A 22,143-nucleotide genomic window follows, 5' to 3' on the forward strand; every position below is an offset into this window, starting at 1 on the left:
CGACCTCGAACAGGTCCCCCACCCGTAATGACAATGGAGTCCCCCGGAGGTTCCGTCATGCCCGTAAACCGGAGAACGGCCTTGCGCACCACCGCCGTCGCCGCCGCCTCGGTCGCGCTCACCAGCGCTGCCGACGGCACCGCGTTCGCCGCGAAGACACCAGGGCTACCGGACGGCGTGGGCACCAGCCCGATCGTGACGGCCTACCGGGAACTCCAGGTCGGCTTCGGCCGTGACTCCGCCGAGCGGACCGCGGCGCTGGCGAACATCGACCGGGTGGCGAAGGCCAACTACGCGAGCATGTCCGTCACGGGCGGCGCGTTGTGGGCGGACCTGCCGCTGGGTCCCGGCAGCGCCTACACCACCTCGATGTACGCCAGGCTGCGGTCGATCGCGGTCAACTGGGGCACGCCGGGCGGCGCGCTCGCCGGTGACCCGGTCGTGCTCGAGCGGATCAAGTTCGCGCTGGAGCTGCTCTACACCAGCAACCAGTACAGCGAGAAGACCGACGAGATCGGCAACTGGTACACCTACGAGATCGGCATCCCGTACTACCTGCTGCACACACTCGCCACGGTGGCCGACAAACTGACGCCCGACGAGCTGGCGAAGTACCTCAAGCCGGTGTTCCGCTTCAACGCGGACCCGAACCGGCGCACCAACAACGCCGCGTTGGTCGAGACCGGCGCCAACCGGGCCGACAAGGCGCTGATCGCGATCGTCTCCGGCGCGATGGTCGGCGACGGCGCGACGATCACCAAGGGGATCGAGGCGCTGACCGACGTCGCGGGCGCGGGCGCGGCCAGTGTCGTCGCGAAGCTCAACAAGGGCGCCGGCGACGGGTTCCACGTCGACGGCTCGTTCATCCAGCACGACTCCATCCCGTACTCCGGGCACTACGGCATCGTGCTGCTGACCGCGCTGGCGGGCACGATCCACGTCACCAAGGGCACCGCGTACGCGCTGCCGGAGGAGCTCAAGCAGAAGATCTACGCCACGGTCGCCGACACCTTCGCGCCGTTCGTCTACGCGGGCGCGCAGATGGAGTCGGTGCGCGGGCGCATGCTCTCGCGCCAGGGCGAGACCGGCCACGACATCGGCCACCAGCTGACCGGCGCGACCGTGCTGCTGGCCAAGTCGGCCACCGGCCCGGTCAAGTCCGAACTGGCCGAGCTGGCCACCAAGTGGATCAAGGAAGACACCTACGCGCCGTACCTCAAGATCCCGGACCCCGAGCGGTTCGCGCCTGGCCCCGACCTCGTCGGCATCCCCGGTATCGAGTTCGCGCAGGACCTGCTGGCCACCAAGGCGAAACCGGCGCCGACCGTCCCGGCGCACCGGGTGTTCGGCCAGCAGGACCGGCTCGTGCACGTCACGACCGCGTGGTCGGCGACGCTCGGCATGGGCACCAGCCGCATCTCGCGGTACGAGTCGGTCAACCAGATGAACCTGCACGGCTGGTACACCGGCGACGGCGTGCTCTACACGTTCCTCCCGAACGCGAAGGGCCACTACACCGACGCGTACTGGCCGACCGTCGACCCGCTGCTGCTGCCGGGCGCGACCATCAAGACCGGGCCGACGCCGCCGTTGCAGGACGTGCCCCGCACGCCGAACGCGTTCGGCGGCGGTGTCCGCTGGGACGGCTCGCATGGCGCGCAAGGCCTGGACTTCGTGTCGTTCGACGGCACGCTGACCGCGAAGAAGTCGTGGTTCTTCACGCCGTCCGGCGTCGTCTGCCTCGGCGCGGGCATCACCGACGCGTCCGGCCAGGAGGTGCGGACCGCGATCGAGAACCGGAACCTGCAGGGCGCGGGCGGGGCGCTGCACGCCGACCTGAGGCGGGTCCCGACCGAGGCCGGCAAGTCGACGACGCTCAAGCGGCCGCACGCGCTGCACCTCGAGAACGTCGGTGGCTACGTGCTGCTCGACAACGCCGACGTGGTGGCGTTGCGGGAAGACCGGACCGCGACCTGGCGCGACATCGACACCGGCGCGAACACCAAGGGCAGCCTGGAACCCTTCACCCGGCGCTACCAGAAGCTGGTGCTTTCGCACGGCGTGAAGCCGGTCAACGCGACGTACGCGTACGCGGTGCTGCCCGGCGCTTCGCTGATGTCGACCATGGCTTCCTGCCTGGCGTTCCGGGTGCGCTCGAACACCACGACCGCGCAGGCCGTGAAGCTGTGGGACAACACGCTGCTGGCGAACTTCTTCGCGGCGGGCACGGTCGACGACGTCACTGTGTCCGGCCCGGCGTCGATCGCCTTCGGCAAGGTCGACGGACGCTGGAAGCTCGCCGTCGCCGACCCGACCCACCAGCAGGACACCATCAAGGTGACCGTGCGCCGCAAGACGATCGACGTCCAGGTCAAGGACACCTTCGGCGCGACCAGGCTCATCGACCTCCCGCGGTAACCCAGGATAAAGCGGGCTTTATCCCCGGGGATAAAGCCCGCTTTACTCCGCGGAGTAAAGCCCGCTTTATCCCGGCCCTTTGAGCGGGGGCTTGCCCGCGAGCTGGCCGCGGCGGGAGATGTCGAGCTTGCGGTAGATGTTGGTCAGGTGGAACTCGACCGTGCGCCTGGTCAGGACGAGTGCCGTGGCGATTTCGGGGTTGCTCCAGCCTTTCTGGGCGAGCGCGGCGACGTCGCGCTCGCGTTCGGTCAGGGTGTGCTCCGGCTCGGTGAGCTTGAGGCTCGCCTGCGCGCGTGCCAGCTCCAGGCGGGCTTGCGAGCGGCTGAGGACCTCGACGGCCTCGGTGAGCAACGCGGGGGAGTCGCGCACGGTACCGGCGACGCGCAGGGCGACACCCAGCCTGCGCGGGAGGTTCCGCTCGCGTGCCGACGTGAGCTCGGTTTCGGCCAGTGCCAAGGCTTCCTCTTGGTTGCCCAGTTCGAAGTGGGCGAGCGCGGCCGCGGTGCGCCACGGCGTCTGGGGATGGTCGGCGCGGCCCAGGTGCGCCAGCCGCCTGCCGCAGTCGAGCTGGTCGGCGAGCGCGGCCGCGTGGTCGCCCGCCGCCGCGTGCAGCAGGCCGCGTGCGTGCAGCATCAGGCACCCGCGCAGGTAGGTGGTCATCACGATGGTCCGGTGCCGGGCGCGCAGCCGGTCGATCTCCTTGCGGTCGCCGAGCGCGGCGGCGAGCCGCAGCCGGATGCCGTCGAGCAGCACGTCCCGGATGTCCACTATGGACAGTTTGGCCGACGCGGTGGCGAGGTCGGCGGCCGCGGCGGTGAGTTCTCCGCGCTGGTAGTGGATTTCGGCGCGGTTCACCAGCGCGATGCCGGTCGCCAGCGGCAGCCCGCGGTCACCGTCGTCGAGCACCTTCTCGCAGAGCAGGAGCGCGAGGTCGTACTCCTCGATGTTGGTCAACGCGCCCACCACGGCGCCGAACGCCCGCAGCTCGCCGAGGCCGGTGATCGGCCCGGTCGGGCCGTTCGCCAGCGCGAGCCGCCGGACGGCAGGCACGGCGCCGGTCACCGAGTCGCGAGCGGCGATGAACGCGTTCAGCCGCCGCGTGCCCGCCGCGGAGGTGTGACCGAGTTCGGCGAGCCGCCGCGGGATCTCGACCACGGCCTGCGGGTCGTGGCGTGACTGGTAGAGGACGCCGACCTCGAGGTCGGCCGCCAGCGTGGGCAGGCTGACCGCCCAGCGCCCCACCGCTTTGCGCAGCACGTCGAGCGCTTCGTTCCAGCGGCCCGACAGCCAGAGCGCGTCGGAGAGCAGCTCGGTCGCGCGTGCCAGCCGGTCCGGTTCGCGGACGGTCCCGACCACCTGGGTCAGTGTGCGCACGGCCGCCGCCGGATCGACGTGCACCTCGGCCGCGCCGAGTTCGAACAGCACGGCCGCGCGCCGCTCCGGCGGGACCGGCTCGCGCAGCACACGGCGCAGCTGGGCGACGGCCTCGCGGGGTTCGCCGTCGGCGAGCGCGGCGCGCGCCGCGTCGACCAGTACATCGGCCACCCAGTGCTCCTCGATCCGCGTGGTCTTGCGGATGTGCGCGGCGACCAGCCGGTCCGGAGCCTGCGCGCGGTGCAGCATGCGCGCGGCCTTGACGTGCGCGTCCTCGCGGTCCGCCGGACTCAGCCCGGCGGCGATCGCCACCCGCACGCCACGGTCGGCGAACGTGGCTTTCTTCGTGCCTGTCAGAAAACGCAGTTCCCGCAACCGTTTGGCCGCCTCCTGCGTGCCGGACGGGGCGAGCCCGGCGACCGCGCCCGCGAGGTCGAGGTCGGTCGGCACGTCGTCGAGCGCGGCGACGGTCCGCGCGAACGAGACGAGCGCCGGGTCCTCGTCGGCGAGCACGCGCTGCACCAGCTCGCTCAGCTCCGGCGTGCCGAACGCGGCGAGATCGAGCCGCCTCGGCCGGATTTCGAGGCAGGTCCTGATCAGCGCGCCGATCCTGGCCGGGCTGCCCGCGCTGACCACCTGGCAGGTCTGCGCGAACGCCGGGCACACGTCGGCGCCGAGCTCGTCGGCGATCATCCGTTCGCAGGCCAGCGGATCGAGCCCGCCGAGGGTGAGCCGGTGTGACGGCGGGCCGTCGAGACCGGCCGGGGTGCCCGTGAGCAGGATGCCGATCCGGTGCCCGGCCGCCAGCCGCCTGGCCACGTAGCCGAGCCATCGGGTGGACTGCGGATCGGCCAGCTGCGCGTCGTCGACCAGCAGCAGCACGGGAAAGCGCTCGGCGAGATGCGCCGAAAGCCACAGCCACCAGCCGTGGAGCTGGGCTTGGCCGTCGTCGTCGAGCGGCAATGGCAGCGAACAGTCCAGCAGCTGCCGGACGATGCCGAATGGGAAGTCCCGTTCCGCTTTCGCGGCGCGCGCGGAAAGGACCAGGAAGCCTTCGGTTTCGGCCAGTTCCGCGGTTGCCGTCAGCAACGCCGTCTTGCCGCTGCCCTCAGCCCCGGCGAGGGTGACCACTGCTGGCTCGCCCGCGCCGATCCGCGCCAGGTGACCCGCGAGCAGGTCGAGTTCCCGGTCCCTGCCGTGGAGCCGCCTTCGGTACGTGACTTCGGCGAGATCCACGGTGGCGAGGGTAGGGCGTGTTGGCCTGCGGGTAAAGGATTTCCCCTTGCCTGCCATCGCATACATCGGATGGAGTATGTCATATATCACGTATCCTGTGGAGTTCCGCAGTTCCCGGGCAGTGGCCGCCGTGTGACCATGTGAGGAAGTGGACGGCGAGGGTGGGGTTACGTGGAATTCAAGGTTCTCGGCGCGCTGGAGATCGTCGATGAGGCCGAGGTCGTGGAACTCAGCGGGGTGAAGCAGCGCGCCGTGCTCGGCTATCTGCTGTTGCACGCCAACAAAGTGGTGCCGATGAGCCACGTGGTCAAGGCGCTGTGGGGCGGCGACGTGCCGCCGTCGGCACGCAAGATGGTGCAGAACGCGGTCTCGGCGCTGCGCCGGATGCTCGCGACGGCGTCGACCGACGCGCCGGTGCTGCTCACCCACGCGCCGGGCTACCTGCTGCGCCTGGACCCGGAGTCCCTTGACCTGCACCGATTCCAGCGCCTCGTCGAAAAGGCGCGGACGGACCTGGCGGCGGGTTCGGCGAAGCAGGCGGCCACCGCGTTGCGCGCGGCGCTGGCGCTGTGGCGTGGCCCGGCGCTCTCGGATCTGGTCGAAACCGGGCTGAACTGGTCGGAACTCAGCGCGCTGGAGATCGCCAAACTGGGCGCTGTCGAAGACTGCTTCGAGGCGGAACTGGCCTGCGGCAGGCATCACGAGGTGCTGGCCGAACTCGGCGAGTTCGTCGTGCGCGAGCCGCGCCGCGAACGGCTGTGCGGGCAGCTGATGGTGGCGCTCTACCGGGCGGGCCGCCAGGCCGAGGCGCTCGACGTCTATCAGCGGACGCAGGCGCTGCTGGTCGACGACCTGGGCATCGAACCCGGCCGCGAGCTGCGCGCGCTGCAGAGCATGATCGTCAACCAGGACCTGTCGCTCACGGTCGGCCCGCGGCAGCCGGTGGTCGCGGCGGCGCCGGACGTCAGCCTCGAACGCAAGCAGGTCAGCGTGCTGCTGGTGCATGTCAGCACGCCCGCCGACGCGGACCCCGAGGACGTCGACGAGGCGCTGCCCGAGATCGCCACGCTGGTGAGCGACGAGGTTCGCCGGTTCGGCGGTGTCGGCGGCGGCGCCATCGGCTCGATGTTCCTCGCGCTGTTCGGCGTTCCCCGCACCCACGACAACGACGCCGAGCGCGCGGTGCGTGCCGCGCTGGCCATCCGCGACCGGCTCGACGGCTCCGAAGTCAGGATCGCGGTGTCCACCGGCGGCGCGCTGACCCGGTTCCAGCGCGGCGACCTGGCGGCGGCGCCGGTCGTGACCGGCGCCGTGCTGGACTCGGCTTTGCTGCTGCTGGGCGCCGCCGGCTCGATCGTCGCGTCCGAAGCCACCCGCCGCGCGGCCGACGGGCGGATCGTCTTCGACGGCGAGCTGGCCGTCGCGCCCGCCGAAACCCGCGAGCCCGGCGCCGGGCCGCTGATCGGCCGCGTCCACGAGCTGCAGCTGCTGCGCAGCCTGCTCGGCCAGGTCCGTGACCTGCGGCGGCCGCATCTGCTCACGGTCATCGGCCGTCCCGGCATCGGCAAGAGCAGGCTCGTCGCCGAATTCGGCCGCCAGGTCTGCGCGAACCGCGAAGCCGTCGCCTGCCTGTCGGGTTTCACCTCGCCGTTCACGGCCGATTCCCCGTATCTGCCGCTCGCGGCCATGATCGGCGAGCCGGGCGCGGACTTCGCGGCCTGGTGCCGCCACGTCGAGTCGGCCGCGGTGGACGGCCCGGTCGTGGTGGTGCTGGAAGACCTGCACTGGGCCGACGACGTGCTGCTCGCGGCCGTCGAAACCCTCACCGACCGGCTGCCGTCGGTGCCGCTGCTCGTCATCGCGACCGCGCGCCCCGAGCTGCTGCGGCGCCGTCCGGCCTGGGGCGGCGGCCGTCGCCACACGACCATGACCACGCTCGATCCGCTCAGCGAGCACGCGACGGCGGAGATCCTGCTCGACCTGGCGTCCCGCGAGGGAGCGGACCGTGCCGGTCTGCCCGAGCTGTGCGACGCGTTGGCGGGCCGCGCGGGCGGCATCCCGCTGTTCGCGGCCGAGTACGCGAAACTGCTGGCAGGCGACGTGCGCGGGGAATTCCCGGTGCCCGCAGGCGTGCACAGCGTGCTCGCGTCGCAGCTGGACATGGTGTCGCCGGCCGAGAAAACGGTGCTGCTGGACGCTTCCGTGGTCCCGGAGCCGTTCTCGGCCGAGACCGTCGCGTCCGTCGGGCGACGCGACGAGGCCGAAGTCGCGGACGCGCTGACGCAGGTCGAACGGCTGGGTTTCCTGCGCCGCTCTGGCGGCGGGTACGTGTTCGAGCACCCGCTCGCGCGCGAGGTCGCGTCCGCCCAGCTGCCACGCTCGGAACGCGCCGACAAGCTGCAACGCGCGTTCGGGGGGTCGTGAGTGGTATGACCGGTTAGAACCGGCTGTCTGAGTTCAGGACATACTGAACAGTTGATGTTTCAGCACATCGTGAACACTTGATCGGCTCGTCGGCGTGGTGATCGGCACTTCGGTGTTGATCATCGCGTTGATGAGCGGAACTGGGTTTTCGATGGATCCTGAGTTCGTTGCCGCTGTCGCGCGCAAGGCGCACGGCGAGAAGATCAACGTGGCCCGGTTCTGTGACGAGCATGACGTCTCCCGCGGCACGTTCTACCACTACGTAGAGCGGTTCCGGGCCGAAGGTGCCGACGGGTTCACCCCGCGCAGCACCGCCCCGCACCACCACCCGAACGCCCTGCCCGGCACGGTCGGCGAGGCGGTGCTGCGCGCCCGCAAAGAGCTAGCCGATCAAGGCCTGGACAATGGCGCCCTGTCGATCCTCTGGCGGCTGGAAGACGCCGGGTTCGTCCCGTTGCCCTCACAGTCCTCGATCTACCGCATCCTGCTCGACCGGGGCCAGATCACACGCGAACCCCGCAAACGCCCACCTCGCGGCAGGCGCCGCTTCGAATTCGACGCACCCAACGCCTGCTGGCAGATCGACGGCCTCGACGTCTGCCTCGACGACGGCACCAAGGTCTGCATCATCCAGATCCTCGACGACCACTCCCGTCTCGACGTCGGCTCCCACGCCGCGGCCAGCGAGAACACCGCCGACACCCTCACCGCGCTCGAGCTGGCGTTCGCCCGCTACGGCCACCCCGCACGACTGCTCTCGGACAACGGAACCGCGTTCAGCGGCAAATGCCGCGGCTACCTCGCCGAAACCGAACGCGCCCTCGCCACCCACGGCATCCAGACCATCGCCTCCACCCCCAGGCACCCGCAAACCTGCGGCAAGAACGAACGCGTCCACAGCACCCTGCGCCGCTGGCTGAGCGCCCGGCCCACGCCCACAACCCTGCCCGAACTCCAAGCCCTGCTTGAAAAATACCGCCACATCTACAACAACCGCCGCCACCAAGGCATCGGCGGACACACCCCTCAGCAACGCTACGACGCCACCACAAAAGCCCAACCCGACACCAGCCGCCGCGCACCCGCAGGCCGCGTCACCCGACCCGTCGCCAGCAACGGAGTCCTCCAACTCCACGGCTGCCACATCCCCATCGGCCGCGCCCACGCCCACACCACCGCGACCGTGTTCTGGCAAGGCGACCGCGTCACCATCCTCATCGGCGACACGATCGCCCGCGAACTCACCCTCAACAGACAAGTACGCTACCAACGCCACTAACCACACAAACTGTCCACGATGTGCCGAAACACATCTGTTCAGAATGTGCTGAAACATGACAACCGGTTAGAACCGGCCATACCACTCACGAGCTCTTAACCCTGGGCGACCTGCGAAGCGATCCAGTCGGCCAGGACGTCCGCCCGCACGGTCGTTTCGAGCTTGTCGTGCGGGCAGTCCGGCCCGCTGCTTTCGATCGACACCAGCTCTTGCCCGACGAAGTACGGCGCGCCCGAGTCATAGCGGCAGGCACTGGTCATGGCCGACGGCGCCACCCCGCGCACGCCGAGCGTCTTCTCACCGATCGTGCCGACCTCGACGGTGCCCTGCTGCAGTTTCGTCGACGCCTTGGCGTCCTTTTCCGTGCTGCCCCAGCCCGCGAGCGTCAGCTTCTCGTGCACGGCGGGCACGGTGCGGCGCACGGTCAGCGGCGCCACACCGGTGACCGGCGCGTCGAGCTGGACGAGCGCGGCCGGGCTCCCGGTGGCCTGCACGACCCGGACCACCTGACGGGTCGCGCCCGCCGAAGCGTCGGCCTCGTCGGTGCGGCCGACCGTCACCGTGGTCGGATACGGTGACGGGCCGGAGACGGGATTTCCCTTGATGTCATGGAAACAGTGGCTGGACGTCAACACCCACTGCGCCGACACGAGCGAGCCGGAACAGGCACTGGAGTACGTGGTGCCGGTGGGCCGCGGAATGCCGGTCATGGTCAGCTTCGCGGCGAACCCGAACTGTCCCGGTGGCACATCGGACCCGTGCGCCACCGCGAACGCGGGTGCCGCGCCCGCGGTGACGCAGACGAGTGAGACAGCGGAAACGAGCGACCTGGCGCGCAGGACTTCCTCCTTCGACGAGCCCCGTGCCGGGGCGGAAAACCTTACTCCGCCCCATCGGCACGCGGCCCCGTCTTCTGGATGGCTCGATCAGGGCTTGTTGAAAGGCATGCACCCGTACAGGTTCAGCACCCCGAACGGGGTCAGCGCGCAGATGTGGTTGGCATGGTCCAAATCGGTCTCGGCGCAGATCGAGATTCCGCCGAGCGTGAGCACGCAACCAGCGAAGACGTACCCGGGCTGGTTGGGCACCGGGTCCGCGGAGGCGGGCGCGGCGGACAGGACACCGGCCGCGGCGACGGTCGCGGCGAGGATGGCGAACTTTTTCATGGCTGACGCTCCTTTGTGGCCTGGGAACTGCTGTGAGCTGGGAATACCCGGCGGACACGCCAGTCAAAATGATCTTCCGCGAGACTCACCCGATCGAGGGTGTGGTGCGCCTGGTTGAGGTGAAGCGCTCACGACCCCCGCTTGGCTTGGGCTTGGCCGTTCGCATGAACGGGGCTTGTGTGTGGTGGTGGGTGGGTCGAGCGAGTGGAAGAATTTCTGCATCTAACGGAGCAAACCTTCCACTCGCGCGGACTATTGAAGGGAAGGGCGGATGTGAAGTGAGGGGACCCCCGGGTGCGACGCGCGCACCGAGGGGTCCCCTCACCTCAGCCCTGACACCCGCAACGCTCACGCCCCCGCTACCAAGCCAGGTCCGGATTGAACCGCCCCGGGTTTGATGGAGGCTCCATCGTGTGAGTGAGGATGGAGTTATGGCCCGGTCTTCGAGGCATCCGCGTGAGGTGCGTGAGCGCGCGGTTGCGCTGGTGTTTGAGCAGGTAGAGCAGTATTCGTCGCAGTGGGAGGCGATCACGTCGATCGCAGCGAAGGTCGGGGTGTCGGCGGAGAGCCTGCGCCGGTGGGTGCGGCAGGCTGAGACCGATCAGGGGGCGCGGTCGGGTGTGACGACCGAGGAGGAGCAGCGGATCCGGGAGTTGGAGCGGGAGAATCGTGAGTTGCGGCGGGCGAACGAGATTCTGAAGGCGGCGTCGGCTTTCTTCGCGAGGGAGCTCGACCCTCGACCGCCACGCTCGTAACGTTCATCACGGAATATAGGGACCGGTTCGGAGTCGAGCCGATCTGTGCCGTGCTGACCGAGTTCGGGATCAAGATCGCTCCGTCCACTTATTATGCCGCCCTCTCTCGCCCGGTATCGGCGAGGGAAGTTCGCGACGAGGAACTGAAAAAGGAAATCCGACGTGTGTATGACGATAATTATCGGGTGTATGGTGCCCGGAAAATATGGTGGCAGCTGAACCGTGAGGGCGTCGCCGTCGGGCGGGGCCGGGTGGAGCGGCTCATGCGCGCGCTGGGCCTGGCGGCGCGGTCCGGGGGAAGACGGTGCGCACGACGGTGTCCGATCCTGATGGTGTCCGCGCCGCGGACCTGGTGAGACGCCAGTTCGCCGCCGGTGCGCCGAATCGGTTGTGGGTAGCGGACTTCACCTACGTCGCGACCTGGGCGGGCGCGGTCTACGTCGCGTTCGCCATTGACGTGTTCTCCCGCAAGATCGTCGGCTGGCGCGTGAGTATGTCCAAGGAAACCGATCTGGTGCTCGACGCTATCGAGCAGGGGTTGCGGCATAGGGACTACCGGTGGAGCGAGGGGCAAGAAAAGTTGATTCACCATTCCGACGCCGGAAGTCAATATACTTCTTTCCGGTTCACGCAGCATCTTATCGATTCGGGTATCGACGCGTCGATCGGCACAGTTGGCGACGCTCTGGACAACGCACTCGCGGAATCTGCCATCGGTCTTTATAAAACCGAGTTGATTAAACCGAACGGGCCGTGGCACAATAAACAAGAAGTCGACGTCGCCACCGCAGCGTGGGTCGAGTGGTACAACAACCAGCGACTCCATGGAGCGTGCGGCGGCCGACCACCCGTCGAGTTCGAGACCCTGTACGAGTCAGGTGACCTGATCAGCCTGGTCGCCTGACCCCAACAACGAGTCTCTACCGAACCCGGGGCGGTTCAGATCGACCAGCACTCGCCACCGTTTGGCTTTCCGCTCAAATAGACTGCGCGGCGTGACCAGGGATGCGCGAGGGCTGGGCGGTGCGTGGACGCGGTTCCAGCGCCATGAGTTCCCGAGCCCGTCGCCGGACCTCGCGCGGTTCGTGGCGAGGTTCTGGGTGGTGACCTGGGACTACGACGAGCCGTACCGGCAGCTGGTCGTGCCCTACCCCAAGGTGCACTTGACTTTCCGCGACGGCGACGCCGTGGTCAACGGCGTGAGCAGCGGCCACCGGATCAAGGTGCTCGAAGGCCGGAGCAGAGTGTTCGGCGTCGAGTTCCGGCCCGGCGGGTTCCGGCCGTTCCTCGGCGCGCCGGTGTCGGCGATCATGGATCGTGAGATCGACGCGCGCGAGGTTTTCGGTGCGGTGCCAAGCCGAATCGACGTCGAGTCCGTCGAAGAGTTCCTGCGTGAACGGCTGCCGGAGGCCGATCCCAGAGCCGACGAGGCCGCCGACATCGTCGCGTTCATCGCGGCGCGGCCGGAGATCGCCAGGGTCGACCTGCTCGCGAAGCAGTGGGGGACCAGCGTTCGCGGGTTGCAGCGGCTGTTCGCCGAGTACGTCGGGATCGGGCCGAAGTGGGTGATCAGGCGATACCGGCTGCACGAGGTCACCGAGCGGCTGGCGAAGGGGGCCGAGATCGACTGGGCCTCGCTCGCCGTCGAACTCGGGTACGCCGATCAGGCCCACTTCGCCCGCGACTTCAAGGAAATGTTCGGCGAACCGCCCACGCGGTACGCCGAGCGCTACTGAGTGGGGCGGTAGCAGTCGGAGAACCCGGTCGGCTTGGCCGAGGAACTCGCCAGCAGCGCGACGACCTGATCGCGGCGCAGGTTCTCGGGGTAGCCTGGCCAGTCGGGCTCCTGGCCGTTGACGTGGAGTTCGTCGAGCCAGTAGCCGGGCTTGCCGACGGACTTCGCGAACTCGAGGTCGCAGCCGTTGAGACGGACCATGGCTTCGAGGGTCTTCTCGGACGACTTGATCGTCCGGGTGCCGACCTTCTTGGTCTTCTTCTCGGTCTCGGTGTGCGCGCCCGTCGGGTTGGGGAAACCCGCGGCCTTCAGCTCACTGACGAACTTGCTCTCGTTGCTGGAGCAGCCGGCGAGTGCCGCGGCGGCGCCCAGCAGCACCAGGATGGTGGCGACGGTTCTTTGCACAGCGACAGCAAACCGTACGAACCGTCCCAGCCGCTCGCGAATCGCCGAAATCGGGCGGGACCGCTCCCGAAAGCCCGGGTTTACCCTCACCGCCATGACCGAAGACCAGGTGATCACCCGTCCCATGCCGCTCAGGCTGGCGTTCGGTCTGTGGATCTGGGCGGTGGGGCTGACGTTGCTGGTCGTGCTGCTCGGGCTCGTGCACCTGCCCGAGCCGTCGGCGGGCAGGCCGAGCGGGCAGGGCACCGGCGTCCTGGGCAGCGCGATAGTGCTGGTCTGTTCCGCAGGCTGGACGCTCTGGCAGTACCACAGGGGCCTGCCGCTCGCGCGGGTGGTGCTCGCCGGGCTGACCGTCTACTTCGGCTGGACGCTGATCGTCGACGCGATGGCGGTGGGGGTGATCCGGTCGGATTTCCCGGGTGTCGACCGCTTCGCGGTGGTGGTCGAACTCGTCCGCGTGCTCAGCATGATCGTGGCGGTGGTGTTGTCCTTCACGCCGTCCGCCCACGGCTGGTTCCGGCGCTACGAAAGCGGGCGGCACAGTGGCGCGAAACTCGCCGCCTGGTTCTGGGTGGTCCGGGAGTTCCGGTTCGGGCGGCGGTGGGCGCGGGTCACGCTGCTGGTGACCGGCGCGGTGTGCGCGGCGTTCGAGGTGGCCGTCATCGTCGACGCCAGCACTTTCGACACTCCCGCGTACGTCACCTGCGCTGTCGTCCAGCTGATGGCGTTCGCCGCCGCCGTGGTGCTGTCGTTCGTTTCGCCTGCCAAGGACCACTTCCGGGTTGGATGATCTCCGGGAAAGGGTGCAATCTGGTGGGATGGAACCCACCACGTGGCTGACCGAGCAGGTCGTCGCGAGCTTCGACGGCACGCCGGACCCGCGGACGCGTGAGCTGCTCACCGGGCTGGTGCGGACGCTGCACGAGTACGTGACCGAGCACGAGGTCACCGAGCGCGAATGGTCGCGCGCCATCGACTTCCTCACCCGCGCTGGGCACCTCACCGACGACAAGCGGCAGGAGTTCGTGCTGCTGTCCGACGTGCTCGGCGTGTCGAGCATGGTCGACCTGCTGATGAACTCGCGGAGCCCGGACACCACGCCGTCGGCCGTGCTCGGGCCGTTCTACGTCGAAGGACCGCCGCCGCGAGCCCACGGTGACGACATCGCCGACGGCCTGCCCGGCACACCGCTCTGGGTGGACGTCCAAGTGACCGACACCGACGGTAAACCGCTCGCGGACGCCGTGGTCGACGTCTGGCAGTCCAATGAGGACGGGTTTTACGACGTCCAGCTGCCCGAACTCGACGGGCCGGTGCTGCGCGCCAGGTTCCACACCGATGGTGACGGCAGGCTGCGGTTCTGGTCGATCCTGCCGCACGAATACCCCGTGCCGGGTGACGGGCCGGTCGGCGAGCTGCTCGCCGAGACGGGCAGGCACCCGTTCCGCGCGCCGCACCTGCATTTCCTCATCCAGGCGGAGGGTCATCCCCGGCTCATCACCCAGCTGTTCGTGCGCGGTGGGAGGTATCTCGACAGCGATACGGTGTTCGGCGTCAAGGAGGAGCTGATCGCCGAGTTCGCCGAGCGGACCGGGCCTGCGCCGGACGGCCGGGTGCCGGGCGGTGACTGGCGGTCGCTGGAGTTCACCTTCCGGATCGGCTGAACCGCTGGTTGGGAGGGGTCCCCGAGCGCCGTTGGCAGACTGCCAGACACCTGATTCAAAGGAGGCCGCCATGGCAGGCATTCGGCTCACCACGTCCCATGACAGCCTCGCGCTGGGGGTGAGCGCGGACCCCGGTTCGGTTTCGGCGTTGTCGCTGACCGGCGGGCTGACGGTCGCGCCGGTCGAGGGCCGGACGATCAGCTTCGGCCGCAACCGGCCTGAGGTCGACATCTGCGTCGGCGAGAACGACCTGCGCGTCAGCAGGCGGCACGGGCTGCTGACCAGGCAGGACGGCCAGTGGTGGGTCAGCAACACCGGCCAGCTGCCGCTGCGGCTGCCGTCGAGCCGCTGGCTGTCCAGCAGCGAGGACCCGGTGCCGCTGCCCGACGGCTACACCCCGCTTTTCGTGCGCAGCTCGCCGCGCCGCGAGCACCTGCTGGAGCTCTACGTCGCGGGCGTCGATGGCATCCGCCCGCCGACCAGGCATGAGGCGGTGACCCAGCCGCCGCGCCGCTGGCGGCTCACCGAGGAGGAGCGCCTGCTCATGGTCGTGCTCGGGCAGCGGTATCTGCTGCACGAGGCCCAGCCGCAGCCGGTCGCGCGCCAGCAGGCCGCCGAGATCCTCGACGAGCTGCAGCCGGACGCGGGCTGGGGCGTCAAGCGTGTCGAGCACATGGTCGCCGCGGTCCGCAAACGCCTCTCCGACGGCGGCGTCTTCGGCCTGCGCCGCGAGGAGGTCGGTGAGCCCGTCGGCAACACGCTCAACGACAACCTCCTGCGCGAGCTGGTGCTGTCGACGACGATCGTCCCGCCCGACCTCATGCTCCTCGACCGGCTCAGCTGACGCCGAGCACCATCCGGTGGGCGCCGCTCAGCTCGGCGCCCGGTTCGACGCCGAGATCACGCACGATCGCCGAGCGCGCCCGCCGGAACGTCGCGATCGCCTCGCCGCGCCGCCCGGCCTCGTGCAGCAGCGAGATCAGCCGCGTCCAGATGTCCTCACGCAACGGGTCGTCGCAGGTCATCGCGCGCAGCAGGCCGATCGCCTCGGCCGACCGCCCGAGCGTCTGGCAGGCCGTCGCGAGCAGCTCACGCAGCTCCCAGCGCACCTCGTCGAGCCTGGCGACCTCGGGCGCGCGGTCGTCCGCCGTGAGATCCCCGAACGGCATGCCGCGCCACAGGTCGAGCGCGCCGGTGAGCAGCGCGACCGCGCGGGCGGCGTCACCGTCGGCCAGCATGAGCCTGGCCTCGGCGGCGCGCGTGGTCACCAGGTCGGCGTCGACCTCGTCCGGCCGGATGCTCACCCGGTACGCGCCATCCCGGCTTTCGATGCGCGGCTCGGGCAGCACCCGGCGCAGCCCGCAGACGTAGGACTTCACGTTGCCTGCCGCCGACGCCGGGACGGCCTGGTCCTGCCAGATCAGGTCGATCAGCCGGTCCATGCTCACCCAGGTGCCGCGATGCAGCAGCAACGCGGCCAGCAGCTTGGTCGGCTTGCCCGGCTTCAGTTTCACGGCGGACCCGTCGGCCGAACGTGCTTCGAGCGGGCCGAGAACGTGGAAGTGCATGCCGCTCACTGTTCTCCGCGTACATGAGGATTTGATGACACTGAATCGCCAGTGAACCGGCTTCCGGGATCGTGCTCGCCAAGTGTGGCCGCGACTGGCGCGGCTGGTGGACCCGAGGGCGGACTTCCCATGGACCTCAAGCGATTCTCGAAGTACGGCGTGGCCACGATGGTCACGGCAGGCGCCGGCGTGGCGGCGGTGGCGATCTTCGGCGGCGACGGCGAACCGGCCGTGGTGAAGGCGCCGACCGCGGTGGCCGACCCGGCGCCTGCCAAGCCCGCCGCTCCGGCCCAGGCACCCGCGCCCGCGGTCGCACCGCTGGCGGTCGCGCCGGCGGTGGCTCCGGTCCCGGTCGCCCCGGCGTCGAAGCCGGTGTCGGTGAAGAAGCCCGCGAAGGTGCAGAAACCCGTGGTGCGCAAGGCTTCCGTCACGCCGCTCAAGCGCATGGTCCCGGTCGTGACCACAGTGGACACGGTCGCCAAGGCGAAGCAGCGCGTCGAGGCCGCGGACGCGAAGGTCAAGCAGGCCAAGTCCGATCTGCGCCAAGCCCGGATCGAAGCCGCGAAGGCCCGCGCCGACCTCGCGAAGCTGACCAAGCCCGCGCACGTCAAGCCGCACGGCAAGCCGGTCGTGAAGCCGAAGCCGGTCGTGAAGCCGCACGTCCTGCCCAGGCCGATCGCGCACCCCGGCGGCAAGGTGCACGTCTCGCTCGACTCGTCGCAGGTGAAGCCGGGCCAGACCCGCACGATCACCAAGACCAGCGCGGACGGCTCGGCCAGCTCTTCGGTCACCGTGAGCCGGTGGTAGTCATGAAGGACACGAAGGTTGATCTGGGGAAGACGGTCCTGTACACGGTTTCCGGCGGATTGCTGACCGCGGCTTTCGCCGTTATGGGTGCGGCCGCCGCGCAGGCGGCGCCATTGCGGGTGCCCGACCCGCCTCCTGCCACCAAACCGCAACCGAAGCCGGAGCCCGGCGGGACGCCCAAACAGCAGCAGGACGAGAAGCGGGCGATGAGCAAACGGCGAACAGAGAATGCGAGGAAGGCGACGCCGGCTCCTCTGGTACCGGCTAAGAAGGCCACGCCTGTTCCTCAACAGCAGGAGAAGAAAAAGGCCAAGCCCTTTATGGGACCAGTCGCTGTCACACCGGATAAATCGGCGAAGGACAAGCTCAAGTACCTCGAGCCGGGTGACACTCTGCAGAGCTACGTGAAGCGCTCTCGGTGGTTGCCCAACAATGCGGGTGGTGGCGGTGTCGCGATTTCGTCCGATCAAGGTCCACGAGATGCCAGGGATCCGAAGAAGAAGCTTCCCGCCAGTACGGGTACTGCGGTGAACAAGCAGAAGCCTCGTGATACCAAGGATATGAAGAAGAAGCTCCCCGAGAAGGCAGGCGGCGGCGGTGTCGCAGTGTCCGACCAGCTTGGTGACGCGAGACGGACGAGTGTTTCGGCGGCCAAGAGCGGGCCCGATGCCAAGCAAGAGCAGAAACCTCGAGGTTCGGTCTCCGTGTGCGCGGGCGGCGCGCTCGCCGCGGTCGTCAGTTCCGCCGGGGCGAAAGGCTGCCTGGTGGCCGACAGCAAAGGCCTGGGCTGGTCCACCAGCGAGCGCGTGGGACTGGCTGCCGGTATTGGTGTGTCGGGATCGATTGGGGTCGAAGGATCCACGGCCGGCATCGAGGATCTCGCAGGCGAATCTGTCAGCGGTGGCGTAGGTGTCCACGCGGTGGCGGGTGGCGAGGTGTCGGGCTCGATCACCAGAGACGGGAAGAACGTGTCAGGTGGCGCCTCGGTCGGTGTAGGCGGGGGTGCGAAGGTTTACGCGGGACCGGAATACACGCAAAGCGGCCGCTTTTTCGACTGGCCGTCGATGTCTCCGGACGAGCAGGCGGACAGCGTCCGTGACGCGAGGCGGTGGGGTCGCTGAGTCAGCTCGCGGTGAGGCGGTAGCCACGCCCTTTGACCGTCTGGATCACCGCGGGTTCGCGGAGTTTCCGTCGCAGCTGGGCCATCAACACCTGCAGCACGTTCGAGGCCGGGTCGAGCATCTCGTCCCAGCCGTGCCGCAGGAGGTCCGGCTGCGACACCACGTGCCCCGGGCTCGACATCAGCCGTTCGAGCACCGCGAACTCGGTGCGCGTCAAGGTCAGCAGCACGCCGGCGCGCCGGACCTCGCGGCGGCCGGTGTCCAAGGTGAGGTCTCCGCAGCGAAGCACCGAAGCGTTGCCGATCGGCGTGCGGCGGCAGAGGCTGCGCACGCGGAACACCAGCTCCTCCACGTCGAACGGCTTCACCAGGTAGTCGTCGCCCGCGCGCAGGCCGGTGACGATGTCGTCCGGTCCGTTGCGGGCGGTGAGGAACAGGACCGGGATCGCCCAGCCGGTGGCGCGCTTGGCGGAAACGTAGGTCAGCGCGTCGCCCGACGGCAGCATGCGGTCGAAGATCGCGCAGTCGTAGGCGTTCACGTACAACGCCTCGTCGGCGTCCGGCAGATCGGGCACGGTGTCGACGGCCAGTCCCGACGCGCGCAGTGCCAGCTCGACCGTGAGGCGGATGTCGGGGTCGTCTTCGGTGACCAGCACGCGCATCAGCGGTCCACCAGCCAGCCGCGGTCGGCCGCCTTGGCGCCGGCCTGGAAGCGGCTGCGGGCGCCGAGGCGGGCCATGATGTCGGCGACCGTGCGGCGGATCGTGCGCACCGAGACCTCCAGCCTGGCAGCGGCCGCCTCGTCGGTGCAGCCCGCCGAAAGCAGGTGCAGCAGCTCGCGTTCGCGGGTGCTCAACTCGGTCGGCGGTGCCGAGTGGAACGGGACCGCGGTGCGCCAGATGCGGGCGAACAGCTCGACCGCCGTCGCGGCGATGTCCGGCAGGTCGAGTACCGCGAACCCCGACGGCGAACCGGGGACGACGGCGATGCTGCCGTCCAGGACCATGGTGTCGGCCGGGATGGTGGGCAGCGTCCGCACGGTGGCGCCCGCCAGCGACAGCATGCTCAGCCTGGCGCTCACGCCGGTGGTGAACCGGACCCGGTCCGGCACGAGTATCCGGTAGCTCACCTCGTGGCGGAAGTTGTCCGCCAGCGTCGCGAGGGTGCGCGGCGCCGCGCGCTCGGTGGTCATCGCGATGACCTCGGTCGTCACCGAGGTGAGGAAACCGGGCGCGAGCACGGTCATCGGGCCGCTCCGATCAGTGCCTGGTGCTTGACCTGGTCGCGGATCACGATGTGCCAGCTGTAGCGGCCGGGCGAGGGCTGGGTGATCAGGTGCCTGGCGAACAGCGAGTCCAGAACCTCTTGCGCCACTGGGATTTCCAGGCCGGCCAGCTCGGCCGTGGTGGCCGCGTCGACCTGGATGTGGGACGCGCCGAGTGCCATCACGCGCGACTCGGCGGGGGAGAGCTCGCCGAACGAGGGCGCGAACAGGGCGGCGAGTTCGGCCGTGAGCGCGTCGATCGTCCAGAGTGGACGGTTGCGCAGCATGGCGGTCACCGCGCGGATCGCCGCGGGCAGGCCGCCGCAGTGCGTGAAGATCTCGCCGGGTGCTCCGGGGAAAAGCTGCCGCGCGTAGTGGACGGAGAGCGGTTCAGTGGTCAGCGCGGTCGCTCCGGGTAGCCACAGCGCGCGATTCCTGGTCGTGATCACGACCGCGCATCCCGGACTGCCGGGCAGCAGCGGCCGCACCTGCTCGGCGTCGGCCGCGTTGTCGAGCACCAGCAGCAGACGGCGGTCCGCGAGTTCGCCGCGCCACACGGCTTCGCGCTCGTCGGGGTCGGCGGGCACCGGTGCGCCCGCCGCGCGCAGCAGCCGCGCCAGCACCGTCGACGGCGGCAGGCCGGCGCGCAGGTCGACGAACAGCTGACCGTCCGGGTAGGCGGCGGCGGACTCGTGCGCCGCGTGCACGGCGAGTGCGGTCTTGCCCGCGCCGGGCATGCCGTCGAGCACGACCACGGGCACCGCGTTGGTCGTGCCGCCCAGCACGGCGCGGATCTGGCTCAGCTCGGTCTCGCGGCCGGTGAAGTCGGCGACCGTCCTCGGCAGGTCGCGGCGGGTGAGACCGGACTCGGCGGCGAGCGCGCTGCGCTGCGCGGCGATCAGCTCGGGACCCGGCTCGACGCCCAGCTCCGCGCTTAACACCGCTCTCGCGCGCTGATAAGCCGCGAGTGCCTCCGAACGCTGCCCTGACCGGTGCAGAGCGCGGATCAGGCGTGCCCACGACCCTTCCTGCAGCGGGTCTTCCTCGGTCAGCACCTGTAGTAGCCGGGCCGCGACGTCGTGGCGGCCTTGGCAGGCGTAACCGTCGGCCAGCTTCTCGCGCAGCCGCCGCCGGAGGTGGTCGGCGCGCGACGCGGCCGAGGCGGTCAGCTCGTCGGGAAGTCCTTCGTACGGCTCGCCGCGCCACAACAGCAACGCTTCGGTCAGGCAGGTGACCGCGCCCGCCGCGTCGCCGTTGACGCGGGCATGGTCGGCCGCGGTCTCCAGATTCTCGGCGACGCCGATGTCGAGATCACCCCGGTCGACCCTGATCCGGTACGCGCCGGTCCGGCTTTCGATGCGGTGTCCGCCGTGCAGCTCGGTCAGCGCGCGGCGCAGCTGCCAGACGTAGGTCTTGAGGTTCTGTTCGGCGGACGCGGGCGTGTCCTGTTCATGCCAGATGACGTCGACCAGCTGATTCACGCCGACCCAGGCGTTAGGGTGCAGGAGCAACGCGGCGAGCAGCATGGTCGGCTTCCTGGCGCCTGCCACGGCCGCCGCCCCGCTCCGGTCGTATGCCTCGAACTTGCCGAGCACTCCGTACAGCACCACACACCTCCGCGTAACTCCGGCTACCAGAGGATTGGAAGCCAGCAGAGCTGGGAGGGGTCCCCAGATGGGTCTGATCGGGTCGAGCTCCGACCGGCTGCGCGGGCTCCGGCGCGTGCTCACCGTGCTCTTCACCGCGATGAACGCGCTCGGCCTCGTCGTGTTCGCCTGGCTGCTGATCGACGCCGACGCCGCCGACGGCAGGCAGCGCCTCGACGCGGAGCTGAGCCGGATCAGCTCGACCATCCTGCGGCTGATCGAGGCGGACGGACGGTACGAGGCCAACGATCCGCTCAACGACCGGTGCCCGCAGTTCGCCGTCGTGCCTGTCGAACCGATGCGGTTCGCCCAATACACCAGCAAACGTCCCTGCGTCGCGGTCGACGAGTCGCTGCCGCGCGCGCTCGCCGCCGAGGCCGTCGGCAAGCGCGCGCCCGTGGCCGGCTATCGGAAAGCGTTGGACGGCAAGGAAATCCGGGTCATGGCCGAGCCGTTCCGGGTGCGCACCGGCGAGTACGTCGGCGCCGTGGTCGCGCTCGCCGACGCGGAACCCGAAGCGAGCAGGCACAACCGGATGCTGCTGCAGGTGTCCGGCGGCTGCGCGGTGCTGATCGGCGGGCTCGGGCTCGCCGGGCACGTGCTGGCAGGCCGCGCGATGCGGCCCGCCACCAGCGCGTTGCGCGAGCAGGAGCTCATGCTCGGCGAGGTCGCGCACGATCTGCGCGCGCCGGTCGCGAAACTCCGTGTCCTCGCCGAAACCGCGCAGCGGCACCCGGACCTGCGGCCCGAACTGCTGCCTCGCGCGGTCAAGCTGGCGAGCGAGATGGGCGGCATCATCGACGGCTCGTTGCTGCGCGCCCGCGTCGCGTCGGGCGCCGAGAAGCTCGCCGTCGAACCGGTCTGGCTCGATCAGCTGGTGGAGGGCATGGTCGAGGACACCCCCGCCGACGGCAAGGCGGTGACCGTCACGACGCAGGCCGCCAAGGTCGACGCCGACCCGGTGCTGCTGCGCCGCGCGATCCGGAACCTGCTGGTCAACGCGATCCGACATGCCGAAAGCGGCGTTCGGGTTTCGGTGCTCGCCGACGGCAGGGTGCTGGTGGCCGACGACGGTCCCGGTGTCGATCCCGAGATCACCGCGAAGATGTTCGAGCCGTTCGCCAGCGGCGGCGGGTCGTCCGGACTCGGCCTCGGCATCGTCCGCTGGGTGGCGCTGGCGCACGGCGGCACGCTGCGGGTGTTCAACGCCGAGGACGGCGGCGCGATCTTCGAGCTCGCGCTAAATGTATCGAGAATGGATCGGCCTTCGTAGGCTCGCCGG

General features: G+C 69.6%; 18 protein-coding genes, 1 pseudogene and 1 other annotated feature. Of the genes and pseudogenes, 11 read left to right on the forward strand and 8 right to left on the reverse strand.

All coding sequences use genetic code 11. From position 1 onward, the window contains the following. The first annotated feature begins 81 nt into the window (after positions 1–81). The gene (locus tag AB5J62_RS14290; protein ID WP_370948682.1) at positions 82–2,418 is read left to right on the forward strand and encodes a polysaccharide lyase 8 family protein; all 2,337 of its coding nucleotides are present in this window, start codon (positions 82–84) and stop codon (positions 2,416–2,418) included. Between the two features lie 66 nt (positions 2,419–2,484). Here AB5J62_RS14290 and AB5J62_RS14295 read toward each other — a convergent pair whose 3' ends face one another. Then, positions 2,485–5,028, reverse strand: coding sequence for a LuxR C-terminal-related transcriptional regulator (locus tag AB5J62_RS14295; protein ID WP_370948683.1), 2,544 nt, complete (start codon positions 5,026–5,028; stop codon positions 2,485–2,487). Positions 5,029–5,199: 171 nt separating this feature from the next. Here AB5J62_RS14295 and AB5J62_RS14300 point away from each other — a divergent pair, with 171 nt between their 5' ends. Together AB5J62_RS14300 and AB5J62_RS14305 are read left to right on the forward strand one after the other, a co-directional pair. Further along, the gene (locus tag AB5J62_RS14300; protein WP_370948684.1) at positions 5,200–7,452 is read left to right on the forward strand and encodes a BTAD domain-containing putative transcriptional regulator; all 2,253 of its coding nucleotides are present in this window, start codon (positions 5,200–5,202) and stop codon (positions 7,450–7,452) included. A 130-nt stretch (positions 7,453–7,582) separates the two neighbouring features. Then, on the forward strand, positions 7,583–8,731 hold the full coding sequence (locus tag AB5J62_RS14305; protein ID WP_370948685.1) for a DDE-type integrase/transposase/recombinase: 1,149 nt from the start codon (positions 7,583–7,585) through the stop codon (positions 8,729–8,731). Positions 8,732–8,826: 95 nt separating this feature from the next. On the opposite strand, the gene AB5J62_RS14310 is transcribed toward AB5J62_RS14305, so the two are convergent. Together AB5J62_RS14310 and AB5J62_RS14315 are read right to left on the reverse strand one after the other, a co-directional pair. Next, the gene (locus tag AB5J62_RS14310) at positions 8,827–9,570 is read right to left on the reverse strand and encodes a trypsin-like serine protease (protein ID WP_370950261.1); all 744 of its coding nucleotides are present in this window, start codon (positions 9,568–9,570) and stop codon (positions 8,827–8,829) included. An 87-nt stretch (positions 9,571–9,657) separates the two neighbouring features. Next, positions 9,658–9,897, reverse strand: coding sequence for a hypothetical protein (locus AB5J62_RS14315; RefSeq protein WP_370948686.1), 240 nt, complete (start codon positions 9,895–9,897; stop codon positions 9,658–9,660). Positions 9,898–10,328: 431 nt separating this feature from the next. Here AB5J62_RS14315 and AB5J62_RS14320 point away from each other — a divergent pair. Both AB5J62_RS14320 and AB5J62_RS14325 read left to right on the forward strand, forming a co-directional pair. Further along, a pseudogene (locus AB5J62_RS14320) lies at positions 10,329–11,556 on the forward strand (IS3 family transposase). Beyond that, positions 10,607–10,735, forward strand: a sequence feature (AL1L pseudoknot). It overlaps the preceding pseudogene by 129 nt. 91 nt (positions 11,557–11,647) lie before the next feature. Continuing rightward, positions 11,648–12,388, forward strand: a complete 741-nt coding sequence (locus AB5J62_RS14325) for a DUF6597 domain-containing transcriptional factor (RefSeq protein ID WP_370948687.1) — start codon at positions 11,648–11,650, stop codon at positions 12,386–12,388. On the opposite strand, the gene AB5J62_RS14330 is transcribed toward AB5J62_RS14325, so the two are convergent. Continuing rightward, the gene (locus AB5J62_RS14330) at positions 12,382–12,792 is read right to left on the reverse strand and encodes a hypothetical protein (protein ID WP_370948688.1); all 411 of its coding nucleotides are present in this window, start codon (positions 12,790–12,792) and stop codon (positions 12,382–12,384) included. The genes AB5J62_RS14325 and AB5J62_RS14330 overlap by 7 nt on opposite strands. 94 nt (positions 12,793–12,886) lie before the next feature. Between AB5J62_RS14330 and AB5J62_RS14335 the strand changes: the two genes are divergently transcribed. From AB5J62_RS14335 to AB5J62_RS14345, 3 genes are all read left to right on the forward strand, one after another. Continuing rightward, entirely contained in the window at positions 12,887–13,582 is a 696-nt protein-coding gene (locus tag AB5J62_RS14335; protein WP_370948689.1) for a hypothetical protein, read from the forward strand. A 28-nt stretch (positions 13,583–13,610) separates the two neighbouring features. After that, positions 13,611–14,456 (forward strand): dioxygenase, encoded by an 846-nt coding sequence (locus AB5J62_RS14340; RefSeq protein WP_370948690.1) that lies wholly within the window; start codon positions 13,611–13,613, stop codon positions 14,454–14,456. A 70-nt stretch (positions 14,457–14,526) separates the two neighbouring features. Then, positions 14,527–15,300: an FHA domain-containing protein gene (locus AB5J62_RS14345; protein WP_370948691.1), complete on the forward strand. Its 774-nt coding sequence runs from the start codon at positions 14,527–14,529 to the stop codon at positions 15,298–15,300. Here AB5J62_RS14345 and AB5J62_RS14350 read toward each other — a convergent pair. Beyond that, complete coding sequence (locus tag AB5J62_RS14350) at positions 15,293–16,024, reverse strand: BTAD domain-containing putative transcriptional regulator (RefSeq protein ID WP_370948692.1); 732 nt, start codon at positions 16,022–16,024, stop codon at positions 15,293–15,295. The genes AB5J62_RS14345 and AB5J62_RS14350 overlap by 8 nt on opposite strands. A gap of 129 nt (positions 16,025–16,153) precedes the next feature. Here AB5J62_RS14350 and AB5J62_RS14355 point away from each other — a divergent pair, with 129 nt between their 5' ends. Further along, complete coding sequence (locus AB5J62_RS14355) at positions 16,154–16,831, forward strand: hypothetical protein (RefSeq protein WP_370948693.1); 678 nt, start codon at positions 16,154–16,156, stop codon at positions 16,829–16,831. A 2-nt stretch (positions 16,832–16,833) separates the two neighbouring features. Continuing rightward, the gene (locus AB5J62_RS14360) at positions 16,834–17,952 is read left to right on the forward strand and encodes a hypothetical protein (protein ID WP_370948694.1); all 1,119 of its coding nucleotides are present in this window, start codon (positions 16,834–16,836) and stop codon (positions 17,950–17,952) included. A 1-nt stretch (position 17,953) separates the two neighbouring features. Here AB5J62_RS14360 and AB5J62_RS14365 read toward each other — a convergent pair whose 3' ends face one another. From AB5J62_RS14365 to AB5J62_RS14375, 3 genes are read right to left on the reverse strand one after another with little or no spacing between them, the layout of a single operon-like run. After that, positions 17,954–18,613, reverse strand: a complete 660-nt coding sequence (locus AB5J62_RS14365) for a response regulator transcription factor (protein WP_370948695.1) — start codon at positions 18,611–18,613, stop codon at positions 17,954–17,956. Next, on the reverse strand, positions 18,613–19,197 hold the full coding sequence (locus AB5J62_RS14370) for a LuxR C-terminal-related transcriptional regulator (protein WP_370948696.1): 585 nt from the start codon (positions 19,195–19,197) through the stop codon (positions 18,613–18,615). Before AB5J62_RS14370 ends, AB5J62_RS14365 begins: the two co-directional genes overlap by 1 nt. Next, entirely contained in the window at positions 19,194–20,822 is a 1,629-nt protein-coding gene (locus tag AB5J62_RS14375; protein WP_370948697.1) for a BTAD domain-containing putative transcriptional regulator, read from the reverse strand. Before AB5J62_RS14375 ends, AB5J62_RS14370 begins: the two co-directional genes overlap by 4 nt. 67 nt (positions 20,823–20,889) lie before the next feature. Between AB5J62_RS14375 and AB5J62_RS14380 the strand changes: the two genes are divergently transcribed. Then, complete coding sequence (locus AB5J62_RS14380; protein WP_370948698.1) at positions 20,890–22,134, forward strand: sensor histidine kinase; 1,245 nt, start codon at positions 20,890–20,892, stop codon at positions 22,132–22,134. Positions 22,135–22,143 lie beyond the last annotated feature (9 nt).

The organism is Amycolatopsis sp. cg5, assembly GCF_041346955.1.
Lineage (GTDB): Bacteria > Actinomycetota > Actinomycetes > Mycobacteriales > Pseudonocardiaceae > Amycolatopsis.